Annotated in this window: 11 protein-coding genes; 8 read left to right on the forward strand and 3 right to left on the reverse strand. The window is 35.1% G+C overall.

From position 1 onward, the window contains the following. Positions 1-41: 41 nt before the first annotated feature. Both rluB and ACYIAL_RS06080 read left to right on the forward strand, forming a co-directional pair. Positions 42-1,046, forward strand: a complete 1,005-nt coding sequence (gene rluB / locus ACYIAL_RS06075; protein ID WP_483751219.1) for a 23S rRNA pseudouridine(2605) synthase RluB — start codon at positions 42-44, stop codon at positions 1,044-1,046. Positions 1,047-2,020: 974 nt separating this feature from the next. After that, entirely contained in the window at positions 2,021-3,409 is a 1,389-nt protein-coding gene (locus tag ACYIAL_RS06080; RefSeq protein ID WP_174797225.1) for a hypothetical protein, read from the forward strand. A 144-nt stretch (positions 3,410-3,553) separates the two neighbouring features. Here ACYIAL_RS06080 and ACYIAL_RS06085 read toward each other — a convergent pair whose 3' ends face one another. Continuing rightward, a complete protein-coding gene (locus tag ACYIAL_RS06085) occupies positions 3,554-4,570 on the reverse strand; it encodes an amidohydrolase family protein (RefSeq protein WP_483751220.1) in 1,017 nt (338 codons plus the stop codon). A gap of 454 nt (positions 4,571-5,024) precedes the next feature. Between ACYIAL_RS06085 and ACYIAL_RS06090 the strand changes: the two genes are divergently transcribed. Beyond that, entirely contained in the window at positions 5,025-5,315 is a 291-nt protein-coding gene (locus ACYIAL_RS06090; protein WP_174797224.1) for a putative quinol monooxygenase, read from the forward strand. Positions 5,316-5,385: 70 nt separating this feature from the next. Here the strand turns inward: ACYIAL_RS06090 and argS are convergent, their stop codons facing one another. Next, positions 5,386-7,119, reverse strand: coding sequence for an arginine--tRNA ligase (argS, locus tag ACYIAL_RS06095; protein WP_483751221.1), 1,734 nt, complete (start codon positions 7,117-7,119; stop codon positions 5,386-5,388). A gap of 974 nt (positions 7,120-8,093) precedes the next feature. Here argS and ACYIAL_RS06100 point away from each other — a divergent pair. The 3 genes from ACYIAL_RS06100 to ACYIAL_RS06110 all read left to right on the forward strand — a co-directional run bounded on the left by ACYIAL_RS06100 (position 8,094) and on the right by ACYIAL_RS06110 (position 13,077). Next, the gene (locus tag ACYIAL_RS06100) at positions 8,094-9,224 is read left to right on the forward strand and encodes a hypothetical protein (RefSeq protein WP_483751222.1); all 1,131 of its coding nucleotides are present in this window, start codon (positions 8,094-8,096) and stop codon (positions 9,222-9,224) included. Between the two features lie 887 nt (positions 9,225-10,111). Next, entirely contained in the window at positions 10,112-11,113 is a 1,002-nt protein-coding gene (gene zntB, locus ACYIAL_RS06105; RefSeq protein WP_174797221.1) for a zinc transporter ZntB, read from the forward strand. Between the two features lie 71 nt (positions 11,114-11,184). Continuing rightward, positions 11,185-13,077 (forward strand): DNA topoisomerase III, encoded by a 1,893-nt coding sequence (locus ACYIAL_RS06110; RefSeq protein ID WP_174797220.1) that lies wholly within the window; start codon positions 11,185-11,187, stop codon positions 13,075-13,077. Positions 13,078-13,180: 103 nt separating this feature from the next. Here ACYIAL_RS06110 and ACYIAL_RS06115 read toward each other — a convergent pair whose 3' ends face one another. Next, entirely contained in the window at positions 13,181-13,858 is a 678-nt protein-coding gene (locus ACYIAL_RS06115) for a hypothetical protein (protein ID WP_174797219.1), read from the reverse strand. A gap of 712 nt (positions 13,859-14,570) precedes the next feature. On the opposite strand from ACYIAL_RS06115, the gene mgtA reads away from it, so the two are divergent. Next, positions 14,571-17,279: a magnesium-translocating P-type ATPase gene (gene mgtA / locus ACYIAL_RS06120; RefSeq protein ID WP_202984977.1), complete on the forward strand. Its 2,709-nt coding sequence runs from the start codon at positions 14,571-14,573 to the stop codon at positions 17,277-17,279. 1,246 nt (positions 17,280-18,525) lie between these two features. Further along, a complete protein-coding gene (locus tag ACYIAL_RS06125) occupies positions 18,526-19,293 on the forward strand; it encodes an endonuclease (protein WP_202984976.1) in 768 nt (255 codons plus the stop codon). The last annotated feature ends 342 nt before the right edge of the window (positions 19,294-19,635 follow it).

Raw genomic sequence — 19,635 nt, forward strand, 5'->3', positions numbered from 1 at the left:
ATAGTAAAAATGATACCTGAGAAGGTAACAGCGAGGATAATATGAAAAATAGCAAATCTGCATTCCCACAACGAGGCAAAAAGACAAATAGCGTTAAAGCTAAAGAAAGCCAATCTTATGAAAAAACGAAAGCGTCAAGTGCACCAACTGTGACACGAAAAACTTCGGTACATGATAATACTGAAAAACTGCAAAAAGTATTAGCCAATTTAGGTAACGGATCGCGCCGCGAAATTGAAGCCATGATTATAGCCGGTAAAATCAGTGTGGATGGTAAAATTGCCACTTTAGGTGATCGCGTTGATGTGAATGCAACCCCTAAAATACGTATCAACGGGCACTTGGTTCAGCTTCGAAGCAAAGAAAAAGAAATTTGTCGCGTGCTTGCTTATTACAAACCGGAAGGTGAAATTTGCTCACGTCATGATCCACAAGGTCGAGCCACTGTTTTTGAACGTTTGCCTAGGTTGAAAAATGCTCGCTGGATCAATATTGGTAGACTTGATATTAATACATCAGGTTTATTATTATTTACAACAGATGGTGAACTTGCAAATCGCTTAATGCATCCAAGGCACGAAATTGAGCGTGAATATGCTGTGCGTGTATTTGGTAATGTGACTGATCAGCAGATTAATCAACTTCGTAAAGGAATACAACTAGAAGATGGCCCAGCCTCATTTCAATCGATAAAAGCACAAGGTGGCGATGGGCTTAACCAATGGTTTAATGTCGTAATCACCGAAGGACGTAATCGCGAAGTGCGCCGTATGTGGGAAGCTATCGAGGTGCAAGTTAGCCGATTATTACGTATTCGTTATGGTAATATCACTTTACCTAAAGGATTATCGCGTGGAACTTGGATGGAACTGGGTATTGACTCAGTCAATTACTTACGTGAACTAGTCGGTTTACCACCAGAAGCCAAAAGCTTTACAACAAGTTCATCCTCTGACAAACGAATAGCAAGACCTAAGCGCGTAAAATTCAATCAACAGACTAAAACTACTCGTCAAAAAGTAGCCCAAAAAGCAACCCGAAAATAACCTTTATAAATAGGAAAACGACGAGTTGTTTACACGTTAAGACTAAAAAAACTCATAAGGCGTTTTTACCCAAAATCGCTTTATGTGGTTTAACCCTATTATAAAAGTTAATAAATTGCTTAAATTTTTATTGGCAAGCGGTTTTTTTGAATGCTTGATTGCCACAATGGTTATCATACGAATTACCCCATAGTCACTACCAATCCTCAATTAATGACGAAACGGTATAGAATCCTGAATATTTTTTACAAAAATATAACCTAAAATGAACATCACATCTTCATTAAAACCCCTATTGCTTTCAGCTTGCCTACTTGTTTGTGGGCAGATAGTTTTTGAATGTTTGATTGATACAATGATTATCACACGTTTTAACCCATAATGGCTGCAAATTCTCAATTAATGACGAAACGGTATAGAATCCTGAATATTTTTTACAAAAATATAACCTAAAATGAACATCACATCTTCATTAAAGTTTCTATCGCTTTCGGTTTTCTTATTTGTTTGTGGGCAAAAGGTGTATGAATGTTTTATTGATACAATGATTATCAGACGTTTTAACCCATAGTGACTACAAATTTAATTACGAAACGGTATAGAATCCTGAATATTTTTTACAAAAAATCTAACCTAAAAAGCGAACATTTAGCTTGCCGTCTTAATTTATCTTCAATCGAGCTTTTTTAACGGAATATAAAAGGTTGGATAGTTGGCTATAAAGCGTTTAGCCATATAGGTGACAGTGATTCTTCTTTATGATATCAATGTCATATCGCTTGTCTGTGATATGGCGTTAGTTTGTTTTAAAGATGATTAATTTGTGGCTCAACTTTAGCAAAAAAAGTTAATAAATTAGAGCAAATTTATAATAAACTCATCAACCAGCTTATTAATTAAGCTCAATTAAAACAGTTTTCATCATAATAAATAGATGAACGAGCACAAAAATAAAATAAATTGAAAGGAAAATTATGCGTATAATCATAGCTGTTTTTTTTATGTTTTTATTAACTGCTTGCCATACACGTACAGCAGAAGATGCTTATAAAGAAGGAAAATATTTAGAAAGTATCAACCTATTGGGTGATAGTATTGAGGACAAAGGTCCTGCAGAATTTGGAAAACAAGATATACAACGACTGCAAAATATAGTCAGTAATGTCATGCAACATTACGAAACAAGCCTTTTAAACACCAATAACTTGGATTATGCCACGCGAATAAAATGTTACGAAAACCTATTAGCTATGAAAATGCGATTAACTGATCGTTTTTATAGCCAAGAAATCAGCTTTTTCGATAACAAATATGACGTGACTCAATTACAACAGACTATTGCTAAAGAGTACTATAATTATGGCAATTCAATTACTGGCACCGATAGTGAAAGTTACAGAATAAGAGCCGATTTATATGGAAAAGGGCTTGAGCAATATAACTATAAAAATATTGAAAGCTTGTACAAAAATGCCAATAAAAAATATATGCAACTTGCGGCTAAAGAGTATTATGATCAAGGAAAAATGTTCGAACAGCAAGGTAATTATAAAGCTGCTGCGGATGCATTTAGTAATGCTTCGGAGGTATATAAACCGCTTGGCAAGTACAAAGATAGTGATAAACTTTCTATTGATAATGATAGAAAATACTGTACTCAACAAGCAGAAAATGCTTATGAACAAGCACAACAACTAGAAAAGACTGCAACGCATCGTTATCAATTTCGTGAAATTGCTAAATATTATGCCTCGGCTGCTTCTGCTTATCGTCAATACGGATCTTTTCGCGATGCAGATTCACAAGCAAATAATTATACAAAAAAAGGAAAAATTAAAGTTTATTATAATTCTTTAGAATTAAAATCTTTTGTATTAGATATATTAAGTAAGGACTTTATAGAATTCATTGCTTATCAACCAAGTCAGGCAGATGTCACAATCCGAATTACGACAAACGTTGAATTTTCTGATCTTGGGGAGTCTGTTAACAATGAAACCAAAACCGAACAAGTCTTTGATAAATTTGTTGAAGTGTCTGACGAAAACGGCAATAAAAAGCAAGTTAAAACCTACAAAGATCAGCAATTTAATTTAAAAACGGTGACGCATAGTAATAAATTAACCTTGACCACTGAAATTGAGGTTCATGGCGTCTATAGTTACAGTAAAAAATTTGACATTGTTCAAACATCGGCAAAACATGATTATATCTATTCTGGTAATGTGCCCTCTAATTTGCGTAACCACAGTGAAGGAGTGTTGAAAACTAAAGATAGCTTGCTTCAAGCAGCAAAAGAACAGCAATTAACCGAACTAAAATCACGGTTTGACGATATTATTAGAGATCTTTCATATTTGTAACTAATTGAAGTTTATATTTTAATTTTTACAAAAGATAATCTAATCTCATCAGTGTGCATAATATTTATATGCAAAGCAAAAATAAAATCCCACTAACAACATTATTTATTGTTTGTGGGGTTTTTATTTAATATAGATGATTAACTATTCAAGCCCAAGCACCATTCGTCCATTTTTGGTTGCTACATTAATTACATTATCTAAATCTGTATAACGGCATCCGGTCACTAATAATTTAAGTTCTTCCCACATATTGCCAGTTGAAAATGGCAACATATAATCGCTGACATTATCTGTACCGATTGCAACGGGAATACCTGCTGTGGCAAGTTCATCAACTGGGGTGAGTGAGTTACGAGTAGGGCCTTGTTCTTCGCGACGTGGGCTATCGATCCAAGCAAATGGGCAGGCAATTACCATCATTTTTGCTTCTTTCATTTTTTTATAGAGTTTTTGGCGATATTCTAAACTGTGGGCTGTGATCGAAATACTATGAATGGCAACAACGCGACCATGCATACCATGTTCAAGGGTTTTATCGGTAAGTTGTTCCGTTTCAATCTCATCTTGAGAATTAAACTGGTCAACATGTACGTGCACCATTTTGCCTAATGATTTACCCGTTTGCATTAGCACATCAAGATGCTTCAGTCCCATTCCTTCACCATGATCGCGCTCATCACGACGTGGTAAACCGCCAATAATATCAACTAAATCAGCGCCTTTATCGAACCAATAACGAGCCTCTTTATCGATAACGCCTTTAAGTGTTTGATTGACTAATTTTATAGTGATGTCATTTTTATAGGTTTCACGTGCTCTTAACGCCCCTTTAATTGCCCGTTCTTGAGCGATAGGGTCAATATCAACAAACGATCCCATTGCACTCACTCCTTGCTCAATCATCCGCTCAACCGCCATACTAAAATGGCGATAGTAATCATCTTCGCTCATTGATGCTTTGACTTTATCTAATGTATCCCATTTTTCAATTAAGGTCTGTTTTTGATAGACATCAAAACTATCAACCGAAATAGTAAAAGCACGATCGGCATGCATATGAGCATTAACCCATCCGCCATTTTGTTTAATTTTAGTCATTAAATAGGCTTTTAAACTTTGGTCTCTTGTAGTTAACAACATGTTTTTATGTTCAATCATAATGTGCCTCTAATGCAATCATTTTGAATAAAGTGGATAAAATCGAGCGCAATAGGCAAAAAAAATCCCCCAAAAAGGAGGATACAAGTAATATCAATAATTTTAGTGATTAAGATTATTGATTTACAAATGTTCATTGCGCTTATACCTTATCGATTAAAAATTGCAGAAATTCTAACCAAAATATTTTTAATGGCAAGGACTATAATTGATGAAATATATAAATAAATAAAATGGTTAAAGTATTATTTTTTAGATTTTCTACTAACAAAAAAGCGTTCAATAAATACAAATTACTCATAAAATAAAAAATTAAATGATAACTTATTATTTAATAATCATAATTGAACGTCACAAAAATGAGATTATTTATCTTATTATTCTGTTTTGGATTATTGGTGATGCCAAGCGTATACTGTACTAACCAATTATTGTGAAATATAGGGCAGTTAACATGAGCCAATTAAATATTGTTGCTACAATCACCGTTAAACCAGAATTTTATGATGCATTTCAACCGATATTTAAACGATTAGTTGCAGGTAGCAGGGCCGAAACAGGTTGTGTGCGCTATGAGCTTAATCAAAGTATTGATAACCCCAATATCTTTATTGTGATCGAAACATGGGCTTCACAGCAGGCAATTGATTTTCACAATGCAACGCCTCATTTTGTTGAATTTGCCAACTTTGCTAAAGATCACGTTGATGGGTTAGAGATTAATATTGTTAAACAAATCATGTAGCTTAAAAGTACAAAATATTAAGTGTATTAGCAAAACTGCCACCCATGCATTCACATCGGTGGCGGTTTACCTACATTTTATCAACCGTCTTAATACCTAACATATCAAGACCAGTTTTCAGTGTTTTTGCTGTTAAACAAGCCAATTTCAAGCGGCTTTGCTTCAAGCTTTCGCTGTCGGCCGTTAAAATAGGGCAGTTTTCATAAAAACTTGAAAACAGCGTCGCAATGTCGTAAAGATAAGCACAAAGTACATGCGGCGTACCTTCCCTTGCCACAGTTGAAATTGTTTCGTCAAATTGAATTAAACGAGTTGCTAAGGCACGCTCTTTATCGGTTTCTAAACTAATATTACCTGTTAAGCTGTCTTCGGTAATATTTGATTTTTTAAATATTGATAACACACGGGTATAAGCATATTGTAAATAAGGTGCGGTATTGCCTTCAAATGACAACATATTATCCCAATCAAAAACATAATCGGTGGTACGATTTTTAGAAAGATCGGCATATTTAACTGCACCGATAGCCACTGCATCGACGATTTCGGCAAGCTCGCTTTCAGTTAAGTCAGGATTTTTGCTACGAATTAATGTTGTCGCACGTTCACAAGCCTCGTCTAGCAAATCATTTAATTTAACAGTATCACCAGAACGTGTTTTAAACGGTTTACCGTCTTTACCTAGCATCATGCCAAACATATGGTGCTCAAGTTTTAATGATTCTGGCACATACTTGGCTTTATGAATAATTGTCCAAACTTGCTCCAAATGCTGATGTTGGCGAGAGTCAGTATAATAAAGAATACGATCAGCGTGTAACGTTTCGTAACGGTATTTTGCGCAAGCAATATCGGTTGTAGCGTAAAGATAGCCACCATCCCGTTTTTGGATGATAACACCCATCGGCTCGCCTTCTTTATTTTTATACTCATCTAAAAACACAACAATCGCGCCTTCGCTTTCAACGGCTAGCCCTTTTTGTTTTAAATCGGCAACAATACCCGGTAGCATACTGTTATAGATGCTTTCGCCCATGGTGTCTTCAAGCGTTAACGTAACATTTAAACGTTTATAAGTGGCAATATTTTGCGTCATGGTAATATCAACCAACTTTCGCCACATCTCGCGACAATACTCATCACCGCCTTGCAGTTTTACTACATAGTTACGGGCTTTTTCGGCAAACACTTCGTCTTCGTCATAGTATTTTTTGGCAGCGCGATAGAAAGATTCTAAATCTGAAAGATCCATATCATTGGCATGCTCATTTTGCATTTTTTCAAGATATGCAATTAACATACCAAATTGCGTTCCCCAATCACCAACATGGTTGGCACGAATAACGTTATGCCCTAAAAACGATAAAACGCGAACACTGGCATCACCGATAATGGTTGAACGCAAATGCCCGACATGCATCTCTTTGGCGACATTAGGCGCTGAATAGTCAACCACAATGGTTTGTGATTTTGCGGGCAAAGTAATATTAAGTTTATCACTGTTTAAAGCAATTTCATTTTGCTCAGCAATCCAGCTATTTTTTAAAAAAATATTGATAAAACCAGGACCGGCAATTTCAACTTTTTCGGCGATATCATTAATATCGAGATGTTGTAAAACCGCCTGAGCAAGATCCCGAGGGGGCATTCCGAGTTTTTTGGCAACAGCCATAATGCCATTCGCTTGGTAATCACCAAATTGTGCTTTAGCTGATTGCTTAATTAGAGCGTCGCAGTTTTTATCTGCACCCGCCATAATCATCGCTTGCGAAACACGTTGCGTTAATAATTGTTGAATATTCACACTAAACCTAATCGATTATAATAAAATGACCAATATCATACCGATAAAGTGACAAATTGTCACTGATCGCATAAAAGAGGAGAATGGTTTTTAATAAAAAAGAATGTAAAAAATTTGAAGTGAAATTGCGTCGCTAGCTCAATCTTTTTGCGGATGTTTTCTATTTTGTCCCAAAATCCATTTCAAATTAGCTACCTTTCAAGCGTGATAATCGGCGTAATGATAAAATCATCTAAACATAAAATGCCCGAAACAAAAATAGCTTTCTAAAACAAAAAATAATTTTCATATTCAAACGCATAGTTATCTGAAAGTTTTTGACAAGGTTTGCAAAACTTTTCACTAAAAGCTCAATGAAGATTACCATTAATTGCGTTTAACAAATCCTTACAAAATGTTCAGACCAAAGAGTAGTTCGAAATTTTTTAACGATACTGTACGCTTGCATCTTATGACCATAATTTCTTAATCGCAGGCGCTAATGGAATTATATTTTGATTTAGATATAGGCGGGGGTAGTTAGTTAACTTGGAAGTCAGTCACTCACAAAGGTATAACGGCCATCACTAGTTCTAGTATATGGGTTATTCTAACCGATCTAAAAGCAACCGATGTTCAAAAGCAAACTAACACATCTAGTCCAGTGAACAAACTGTGGTTACGTGTTTTTTAGGGATTTCGCATAGATTCTTCTCACTTGAAAATTATTCCAATAGCTATTTTTTAACCAAAAGTCTAAAACGACTAAAACCTAAATAATTATTTTAATTAAATAAATCATCTTATGTGATCCACACTCTGATAAAAACTGAATCGATAGCTCTTAATAAATCTTTACAAAAAAAATTCCCTGAAAAAACTAGCTAATCTTTTTTTTAACGGCTATAATTTCACCGATTAAAAGTAGCTTGTTTAGTAAGCGAAGAAATATAAAAAGTGAAATAAAACAAAAAAAATTACTTTATGGATTAGCCATGATACATTATCATCGTTTTAGAGACCAGCAGTCTTATATCTTAAAATTATTAAATAAACCTATTAGGCAAATTACTACACTCATCTTGTTAATATCTTGCAAATTATTATCGAAATTATTCCGAAAAGTCCCGTTGGCATTGGCTCTATTGTTGTTATTGCCGTATTCATTGAATTTACAGGCGGTAAGCAGTAAAAATGGTCGAGGGGGTAATCGTAGTGATTCAATAATGGTACCACCATCACCATTCATCAATTTCGTTAGGCCAAATCTGGTTTGGGGTACACATGAAAATGCTGGTCCTGTTGACATATGGAATCCCAAAAAAGGATTCTTTGTGAAATCAATCAATCCCTCATCATACGAGCTTAATTTTCCAACTACGGGCGCTAATGGATTATATTTTGATTTAGATATAGAGGGGGTTGATGCAAGGCAGTTGACTTGGGAACCCGTTACACATGAGGGCATAACTGCTACAGTGCAATGGAAGATAGGAGTATGGGATGGGTGGTTTGATGGTCCAGAAGATGTGCTGCGAGTTACCATAACAGGTCCTAGATTAGATGACAGTGAAGTTGATGAGAACGGTAATTATCTTGATATCGGTCAAAAACCAACTTACCCAGGTCTAATTTATAAGCCAAATTTACCGCAGACATTCGAATTAGTGGGTAAAGATAGCGAGGGTAATGGGGTTGTAACATATGGATTTGTATTACAAAAATGGTTTCTCGTTCGCGACATATGGGATATTGAGAGTGCTCCAACCCATGCTGAGTGGTGTGATGGTTTAGGTTATCGGCTTCCAAAAGTAAAAGATCTCACTAACGCAGTCTGCCGTGGTTATAACTCAAGCCAATGCAGAGGGGCAGGTGCCATTGGCGCCACGCCGTCATCGACAGGTAATCATTACCAGCGTCAAATAGGGGCAGGGCTCTTTTCTGAGTGGGGCAAAATGTATTATTACATCGGAGCAGAATTTGGTGGCGACGACTTCCCGACGACTGACTCTGCAAATGGCGTTCCATTTTTCACGGTGGCTTCATTCGACGGTCAAATAATGAAAGGTTATGAGAGCACCCCACTCCACCCGGTTATCTACGATGGCCTTTGTGTCACTCCTTAGCTTTTTTCTTGCGACTAAAGAAAATATACCCTGCGTAAAAGCAGGGCTCTGTTGAGGTTTTGTAGTGTGTTTGTTGTTGAAATTGCCTCTAGATGTGTTTTTTAAGTCTGTGTTATCGTAAATATGAGTTTATTGATAATTGAATTGGGTAGTTAAGGCGTCAATCCCGCTAATATTAGTTGACTGCAGTTGCACTTTGATGGCCAGATTGAAACGGTTATTTTTGCTTCTTTGATGATTAAAGAATTACCCTATTTATCCTATGTGTTGTAATGTGCCTTTTGGTCTTGCTATTGTAATCAGCTGTGGTATTAAGTAAAGGTTGATCACCCGTTTGCCTTCCTAATTCCGCCGATATTGAATTTGAATGGCAATTTTCTGGATAATTATTGATTGAATCGCCATGATTGCGATCTTGCTGACCATCAAGGCGACTTAATGCAAAATACCATTAAGGTCATCATCTTGATTAAGCCTTTATGATAACCTCTATCTGAAAAATTGCTTTTTTAGATGAACCCACTTCAGCCTTGATTTATATCACCTACAACAGATCTTAAGATTGTTAAAACAACTTGCTCATAAGCGGAAATTGGCGGTATATTGTGTATTGTATGATCTCAATTTAGCGGCATTATTATATGCCGTCAAAATTTTATTAATTCATCAGGGTGAAATTATTGAACAAAGCACATCCAAAGACGTTCTGACAATGGATAATATTTGTCGCTAGCTGGGGTTAAGTTGGGTATTTATCAGCACCCTGATAATTCTTGTGTCCTTCAAGTTTATTTAATGCCTTAAGCAAAATAAACACTAATTATTGACTCCATTTTAATCTAAATTCAGTATATAATTTGAAAAAACAATAATAAATGGTACTAGTAATGACGAACCAAGATAGTGAAAGTGTGATTTCTGTTTCTCATCTTTTAGATGCTCAACCTGCTTTTGTCTGTCAATTAGACGGTAAAGGCAAAGCAATGCCACTTAACGAACAGAGTAAGCCTTCCATTTCGCAGCCATTTTGGATCCATCTAGATTTTGCCAAGCAAGAAACGATTGATTGGATAAATGCTACAGATCTTGTTCCTGATTTGATCAAAAACGAATTGGTAAAACCAAACCAAATACCTAAAGAAATCCGTTTTGAATCAGGGGTTTTAGTTGTGTTAAAAGGAGTTAACTTTATTCCTAATGAACTTCCCGATCCTATTGTTACCTTTCGTTTTTTTATTACCGATAACATGATCATTTCAACTCGGCATCAAGAAATTGCAGCTATTGCTGAATTAAAAGATCGTTTAGAAAAAGGTATTGGACCTGTGGATGTGGCTGATTGGTTGATTCAAATGTCAGATTTAATTAGTGATCAAGTTAATTTATCTTTTGATAGTGTTCACAATAAAATCATTAAGTTAGAAGAATCTGTATTAAATCAACGTATTTTTTCTTATAAAGAAATAGGTCGTGTCCGTAAACAATTGATCGTCTTACGTCGATTATTATCACCACAACGTGATATTTTTGTGAAGATTTCAACAGAACGAATATCATGGATTGACGATAACGATCGTCAGCGATTACACGATATTTCTTATCAACAAAATCATTATGTGTCTGATATAGATAGCTGTTTATTACGAATAGCCTCAATTATGGAGCAGATTAATAGTTTCTTGGCTGAATCGACCAATAAACGAATTTATTTAATGTCGCTATTTACTATTATCTTTACGCCGATTACTTTTTTAACCAGTTTGCTGGGGGTCAATTTAGCCGGTATTCCCTTTAGCCAACAGAATTGGTCTTTTAATGGGTTAATATTATTACTTGTCGTGATTTGTTTGGTTTCAGTTATTTGGCTTAAATATAAAAAATGGTGGTAATTAGACTCATCTTTTTAGAAAAGTGAATAATAGTTTATACCTTTTGGAATTTTTAATGAATAGTCATTTTTATGCAATCTAATCAGTCTTATCGTTTATTTATTGCCGAAAAACCTAGCTTAGCTCGGGCTATTGCCGATGTATTACCTAAACCTCATCAAAAAGGCAATGGCTTTATTAAAGCAAGTAATGGTGATGTTGTGAGCTGGTGTATTGGGCATTTATTAGAGCAAGCCACGCCAGAAGTCTATGATCCTCGTTATAAAAAATGGGCGATTAGCGATTTACCCATCGTGCCCGAACAATGGATATTAATGCCAAAAGAAAATACCAAAAAGCAATTTAATATTTTGGTGGATCTGATTAAATCAGCCGATCAAATTGTGCACGCAGGCGACCCAGATAGGGAAGGGCAGTTATTGGTTGATGAAGTCCTAAATTATTGCCAATTACCGCCAGATAAACGCAAAACAATACAGCGGTGTTTAATCAGTGATTTGAATGCTAGCGCTGTTGAAAAATCCTTACAACAATTACGCAGTAACCAAGATTTTATTCCTTTGTCCACCTCGGCATTAGCAAGAGCTCGAGCCGATTGGCTTTATGGTATTAATATGAGCCGGCTTTGTACTATTGTTGGGCAAAAAAACGGTTATCGAGGCGTATTATCAATAGGGCGAGTGCAAACGCCTATTTTAGGATTGGTGGTTAGGCGAGATTTAGAGATAACGCAATTTGTACCTAAACCATTTTATGAAGTTTTTGCTGTGCTGCAAACCAAAGATAATGAAATATTCAAAGCGAAATGGCAACCCAGCGAAGCCTGTGCACCTTATCAGGATGAAGAAGGGCGTGTATTAGTCAAAAAGTTAGCCGAAAATGTTTGTCAGCGCATTAATAATCAATCTGGAAAAATTGATAAAGTCAGTAATAAAAAGAAAGAACTAGCGCCACCAATGCCATTTAATTTATCGGCATTGCAAATTGAAATGGCTAAAAAAAATGGATTGAGCGCTCAAGATGTGCTCGACATTTGCCAATCGTTATATGAAAAACACAAATTAATCACCTATCCAAGGTCGGATTGTCGCTTTCTACCCGAAGAACATTTAAAACAAATTACAGGCGTAAAGTCCGCCATTGAAAATAATTGCCCTGAACTACAAACTGCTATTGGTGATGCTAATTTTGCATTACGTTCCAAGGCTTGGAATGATAAAAAAGTTGAAGCACATCACGCTATTATTCCAACTTTGCGCAAAGCTAGAATGGAAAACTTAACTGATAACGAAAAAGCGGTGTATCAAGTTGTGGCAACGCAATATTTAGCTCAATTTTACCCAGCTTATAAATATGCTGAATTGCAAATTGATGTTGACATTCAAGGGGGCAAATTTATTTCTAAAGCCAACCAGATGCTTGATGAAGGTTGGAAAGTTTTATTTAGAAGTAAAAACTACCAAGCTGAAACCGAGACAAATGACAATGAAAGTAATGGTTTATTAACTAAATTAGTTAAAAAGGGCGAAACTGTGCAATGTATTGATACCGAGCTGGTTAGTAAAGAAACCCAACCGCCAAGACCTTTTACTGATGCAACATTATTGTCTGCTATGACAGGAATTGCCCGATTTGTTAAAAATCCTGAAATCAAAAAAATACTGCGTGAAACCGATGGCTTAGGCACTGAAGCAACAAGGGCCGGCATTATTGAATTGTTATTTAAACGCCAATTTTTAACTCGTCAAGGTAAAGCAATTCGCTCAACTGACGTGGGTAAAAATTTGATTTTGTCGCTACCCGATATCATGTCGATGCCTGATATGACCGCACATTGGGAATTACAATTGGACGAAATTAGTAAAAAAGCGTTTTCATATCAGCAGTTTATGCATCAGCTCAACATATCACTATTAGAGCTGGTTAATCAGTTAAAAAATACCAGACTGAATATTCGGGCTTGATTTCATGTAAACAAAAAATAGGATAACTTTTAACAATAACGTTTCATCCTATTTATTAAAATAGTCATATTGACTGACTATTTTAATCTCATAGCTGAATTTGTTATTTTTCTGATGTGCTAATTTCTTCTAAAATAGTGGTATTAATTTTATTTTTATCTTGAATGATTTTAGCTAATTCATTATTTGCTCTTTGTAAAAAGCTGCTGTCTTTTGAAATTAAAAGATAGGTTTTAAATCGTTTAAGCGGCTCTAATGCAAAGCAAAATAAAGCGATCATAATAATAAAGACTGTCAAAATAGCAATAATGACATTAATTATCCAAGTTGAACTAAAAATGGTAATTATATTAGAAAGCAACATAATAAATGCGAACGCAAATGCAACACCGCTAAGCATAACTTCTTTAATTAAATAGGGTTTCAGTGGCGTAATACGATTTTTTACAATCCCAAAATATTGAGTTAAGGAATCTAATTGAGTCAGTTTAATAAGATGATTAACATCGGCATTCACGAGTGAAATGGCAATACTTTCTTTGTCAATATTGCCGGATTTGTAAAAGCAGACCTTTTCCCAAATGAGCCTTTTTTTAATGTTATTTAGATAATCTGTCTGATATTTTGGATGAGGAATTTTTTCTAAAATATCGGTATATTTAATGATATTATCAAAACCGTTATGTTTAGTGCGTTTTTTATAAATAAATGCAACCAAAGAAAGTACAAAAATAATCACTAAATTGAACCAATTATCATGGAGTAACTCAGAAAGTTCCATTTAAAATATTCCTGTTAATTAATCGTGAAGTGATTGTATCTTATATTAGGTAAGTTGGGTATAAATTCGATATAAAATGAAGATAAAAACGGCGATAAATGCTGTTCCCTAACAATTATCACTCTTTTTAGGCTATATGGGTTGACTTCTGTTTCGGAAAGGCGTATAAAATGCCCGCCTTTTGAGCTTTTCTTCCTTTTTTAGCTGTTATGGAAGTTAAAAATGAGGGTGAAGGGAAGTTGAAATACAAAGTGAAGAGTTCAATTTACAGGAGAAATATGGACACTCAATCGGGTCACCCCAAAATGCGGGGAGACAATTTTAAACACATCATTATCGGTTAATGAACCTGTCTAAATCACTATTTTTTCAGTTCACAAGCCGAAATTGATAAAACGGTAATGGTGAACGATATGCATTTTTTTACACGCTATCACACAAACTCAAAACATCAATGCGCACAAAGCTTAATGTTGCGTATTTTACATCTTTCAGAAAAACATTTAGAACCACCGAGTTGTATCTAAATTCTTAATTAATTCTATTTGCTAATTAAATTTAATGCTCAGCACTAGCTATACAAAATAGCTTTATGGGCTAGTTTTGCTATGCACTAAAAATTTTAGCTCATCTCAAAATTTAATGACTTATCGTTACTTGGTAACAATGAGTTGGCATGCTTTTGCCAAAATTATGAATATAGGTACTCATGATGACAAAAAATACATCAAAAACCAAAGCACAAAATAGTGTAGATATCAAAGCTATCAACGAAGCACAAAACAGCCTAGATAGCATTTTATCTAAATTTCAATCCAGCCTTTCAGGATTAACACAAGAAAGTGCCAAATCGAGAATTGAACAATATGGTAAAAATGAAGTCGCACGAGAAAAAGCGCCATCAGTGATAGTGCAACTATTAATGGCATTTAATAATCCATTTATATTTGTATTATTAGCATTGGCCATCGTCAGTTTTGTAACTGACTTTTGGTTGCCTTTGCAAAATGGTGAAGAAACTGATTTAACTGGGATTATTATCATCCTAACCATGGTATCGCTCAGTGGGTTATTGCGTTTTTGGCAGGAGTTTAGATCAAACAAAGCGGCTGAAGCGCTAAAATCAATGATTCGCACAACCGCAACCGTGCTAAGACGTGCACATAAAGATATGACCCCAGAGCGCATTGAAATTCCATTAAGTGAAATTGTTCCAGGAGATATTGTTTATTTATCAGCAGGTGACATGATCCCAGCGGATATCCGATTAATCGAATCTCGTGACTTATTTGTTAGTCAAGCTGTACTCACTGGCGAATCGATTCCGGTTGAAAAATACGACACATTAGGTGCGGTAACACAAAAAAATACCGATAATATCGAAGCATCAAACATTAATAAAGATAATTTACTTGATGTTAATAACATCTGTTTTATGGGCACTAATGTTGTCAGTGGCACCGCTACTGCCATTGTGGTTGCAACGGGTGCCGATACGCATTTTGGATCATTAGCAAAATCAATTGTTGGATCGCGTGCTGAAACTTCATTTGATCGTGGTGTTAACAGTGTTAGCTGGTTGCTTATTCGCTTTATGCTAATCATGGTGCCAATTGTCTTTTTTATTAATGGCTTTTCAAAAAATGATTGGGGTGATGCAGCACTCTTTGCATTAGCTGTTGCGGTTGGTTTAACGCCTGAAATGTTACCAATGATCGTCAGTGCTAACCTAGCCAAAGGCGCCGTTGGTATGGCAAAACGTAAAGTTGTAGTTAAACGACTTAACGCTATCCAAAATTTTGGTGCGATGGACATTTTATGTACTGATAAAACAGGTACCTTAACGCAAGATAAAATCATTTTAGAACATCACCTTGATATAAAGGGGCAAGTTGACTCCTCTGTTTTAGAACTCGCTTGGCTTAACAGCTATTATCAAAGTGGTATGAAAAACTTAATGGATAAAGCGATCATCCGTTTCACCGAAGAAAAGACCAACATGAAAAAAGTAGGTGTTGGTTTGTACAAAAAAATTGATGAGTTACCGTTTGATTTTGTACGTCGTCGTTTATCGGTGGTTGTGCAAAATGGCAGTGATAACCATTTAATGATTTGCAAAGGCGCTGTTGAAGAAATGCTATCTATTGCCAGTCATGTCTACGAAAATGGTGAATATTTACCATTAGACGATAAACGTAAACAAGCGTTAATTGCACTCGCGCATAACTACAACAAAGATGGTTTTAGAGTATTAGCGGTTGGTGTAAAAGATATTCCAGCTAGCGAAACAAAAGCACAATACACAGTACAAGACGAAACAGCACTTGCTATTCGTGGCTTTTTAACCTTTTTAGATCCACCAAAAGAAAGTGCGTTCGAAGCGATTTCAGCATTGAATGAACATGGTGTGGGTGTTAAAGTCTTAACAGGCGATAATGAAATCATCACCATCAAAGTCTGCCGAGAAGTTGGTTTAGAGCCAGGTATTCCATTACTTGGCACTGAAATTGAAAAAATGGATGATGCTGAACTCAAAATACAAATCGAACAACGCACTATTTTTGCTAAATTAACACCGCTGCAAAAATCGCGAATTATCCGATTATTGCAAGATAACGGTCATACCGTTGGCTTTTTAGGAGATGGTATAAACGACGCACCTGCGCTGCGCGATGCTGATGTAGGAATTTCGGTCGATACTGCAACGGATATTGCCAAAGAATCTGCCGATATTATTCTGCTTGAAAAAAGCCTAATGGTATTGGAAGAAGGTGTAATATGCGGTCGCGAAACTTTTGGTAATATTATGAAGTATCTAAACATGACCGCAAGTTCGAATTTTGGGAATATTTTTTCAGTATTAGTAGCTAGTGCGTTTCTACCATTTTTGCCTATGCTAGCGATACATTTACTTATTCAAAACTTACTGTATGATATTTCTCAACTCTCATTACCATGGGATAAAATGGACGATGAGTTTTTACAAAAACCACGCAAATGGGATGCGCTAAATATTAGACGTTTTATGATTTGGATTGGACCAACATCGTCTATTTTTGATATTACAACCTATGCACTAATGTGGTTTGTATTCAGTGCAAACAGTGTTGAAGCGCAATCGCTGTTTCATTCAGGCTGGTTTATTGAGGGGTTATTGTCACAAACATTGGTTGTGCACATGCTTAGAACACAAAAAATTCCATTTGTGCAAAGCACCGCAGCATTTCCTGTTATTGTGATGACACTGTTAATTATGGCTGTAGGTATTTATATCCCGTTTTCTCCACTAGGTGGATTAATTGGTTTACAACCATTACCTTGGTCATACTTTCCATGGCTTTTAGCAACCCTATTTAGCTATTGCTGTGTTGCACAATTGATGAAACGCATTTATATCAAACGCTTTGGTCAATGGTTTTAATTGACCAATAACAGCTAAGCGATATTAACATCGCTTAGCAATCTTAAAATTTATATAGTAAAAAATTATTAAAAACTAATTTATTCACCCTATAATTATAACTAAAAGGAAATAATCTATGAAAACACCACATAAAAATTTAATTATGCTAATCAAAAGCCGCAAACAAAAGAAAGCACAACAGCAATTAAAAGTAAAATGATTTACTTTAATAATTTAAGTTAACATGCAATAAAAACCCTCAAATTATTGAGGGTTCATTTACCGCCCCACTTGCTATTTACCATTAACCGAACAAATCTATCTAGTACCAAGTTCTCGTCGCCTCACACGCAAGCCAGCCAAGCAGAAATAGGCATTTATCTATAATAGCCAACACAATACCTATACTTGACCGGGCAGACAACGCTAGCGCATAAAATCACTAGCCGAAAAAAAGGTTATCATCATAATCATTCTGAATCGATACGGTGTAAATAATATCCTTTATTATCACAATGTACCAAAGTCAAAACCACCAAAAAATTATTAGATGACATATCTGATAGACCGATAAAGGCAAAGCCAATTAAATTTGCTCAAGTACATAGAGTAAAAAAGTTATGCCAGATAAAAGAACCAATAAAACCACTCTTATTACGACAGTTTGGTCTACTATTTTTTTACAGGTTTAACAAAAATATTAATTAAAATTTGAGTGATAAATACGGGCATAAATTCCGAATGATATTAAGATTTGTCCGCAATCTGAAAGCCTTATCTAGAGATTTTTTTGTTATTTTTTAAAAGTTTAATGCTTTCGACTATAAACTTAGTTTCTGACATGTTTAAGTCTAACTTGGTTTGTTTAATCATTGTGTTATTGTTTATATTTTATTTAAAAGTTTTGCTGTTGATACCTCATTTTTATTACTCGATTTGTTAATTTTGGATCGAGTTAATACCTTATAATCGCCTTGATTTATTAAATAATAGTTGTTATATTGGAAGGCATTGATAGGGCGTCACTCTCAACTTTGAACTATTTTAGAATGCTGGGGAGCTAATCAAAAGTAGCAGAATTAAAATGAATATTTTTAACTTCATGTTAATTCTTTTTAAACCTTTGTCTTAGTTCGGGGAATTACTTTATCAATTCTCTCATTTGATAGCTAACGTTGTAAGTTATCTTATATTAAAGATCAATGCTTTTTATATAAAAATATTAAAATTTTTATATGTTTTGGAGTTGTTTTTAAAAGGATTTATGAAAAAGCTATTCATCGCATTATTTATCTTCTCGTGCTGTAATCTTAGTTATGCCGATACTATGGGTGTTTATGTTGTAAATTCACACGATGGTTCAGTTTCATTGGTACAAGTCGAGCAACCAACCGTTAACAGCAAACAAAATTTTAATTGGGCAAAAAACCAGTTAGTTAAAATCTATAACGAAAACCCTAAACAAACGGAATTTTATTGCGGATGTGAATTCAGTTTTAACAATAAAAAAGGGACTGTTGACTTCACTAAATGCGGTTACACTCCAAGAAAAAATCAAACAAGAGCAGAACGCATTGAGTGGGAACACGTTATGCCAGCCGAAAATTTTGGACGTCACCTACAGTGCTGGCGCGATGGCGGACGTAAAGCGTGTAAAAAAGATGTTACGTTCAACTTGATGGAGGGGGATATACACAATCTACAACCCGCTATTGGTGAGGTAAATGGTGATAGGTCAAATTATCGCTATTCGCAATTCACTAAAGAATTTAATCAATATGGAAAATGCCAATCAGCCGTTGATTTTAAAGGAAGAAAATTTCAACCGCGCGACGAGATTCGAGGAACAATAGCACGAACCTATTTCTATATGTCGAATAAATACAATATAAATTTATCAGATTCTGAGTATAAATTAATGACCGAGTGGAATAAAATGTATCCTCCTAAACAATGGGAATGCAAGCGCAATCAACAAATTAAACAAATTCAGGGTAATGATAATAAACTTATTACCTCACAATGTAACTAACCAAATTAAGCCGACTCAAGTCGGTTTTTTATACAAAAATTTAAATAATTTTCTTAAACATTATCTCCATTTAGACGATCTTAAGCCTAGCAAAGCTGCTAGTTCTCAAATGCCTAGAGTTGGTATACGATCCTATAAAACGTCGAAAACCGAATGTGATGACATAAAGCGCTAGTCAGGGAAAACAACCAGAGAATTTATTTTCACTTCTTGGTTCCTCGTTTTGCTAATATAAATTCCAATGAATAATTAGCGTATGTCGGGGTAAGTTTGAATTAATCTATATAAAATTTAATTAAAATCAATATGCTATTTGAACGTTTTTTTATGAAAACAATAACG

It is taken from the genome of Gilliamella sp. X-57, from assembly GCF_057063565.1.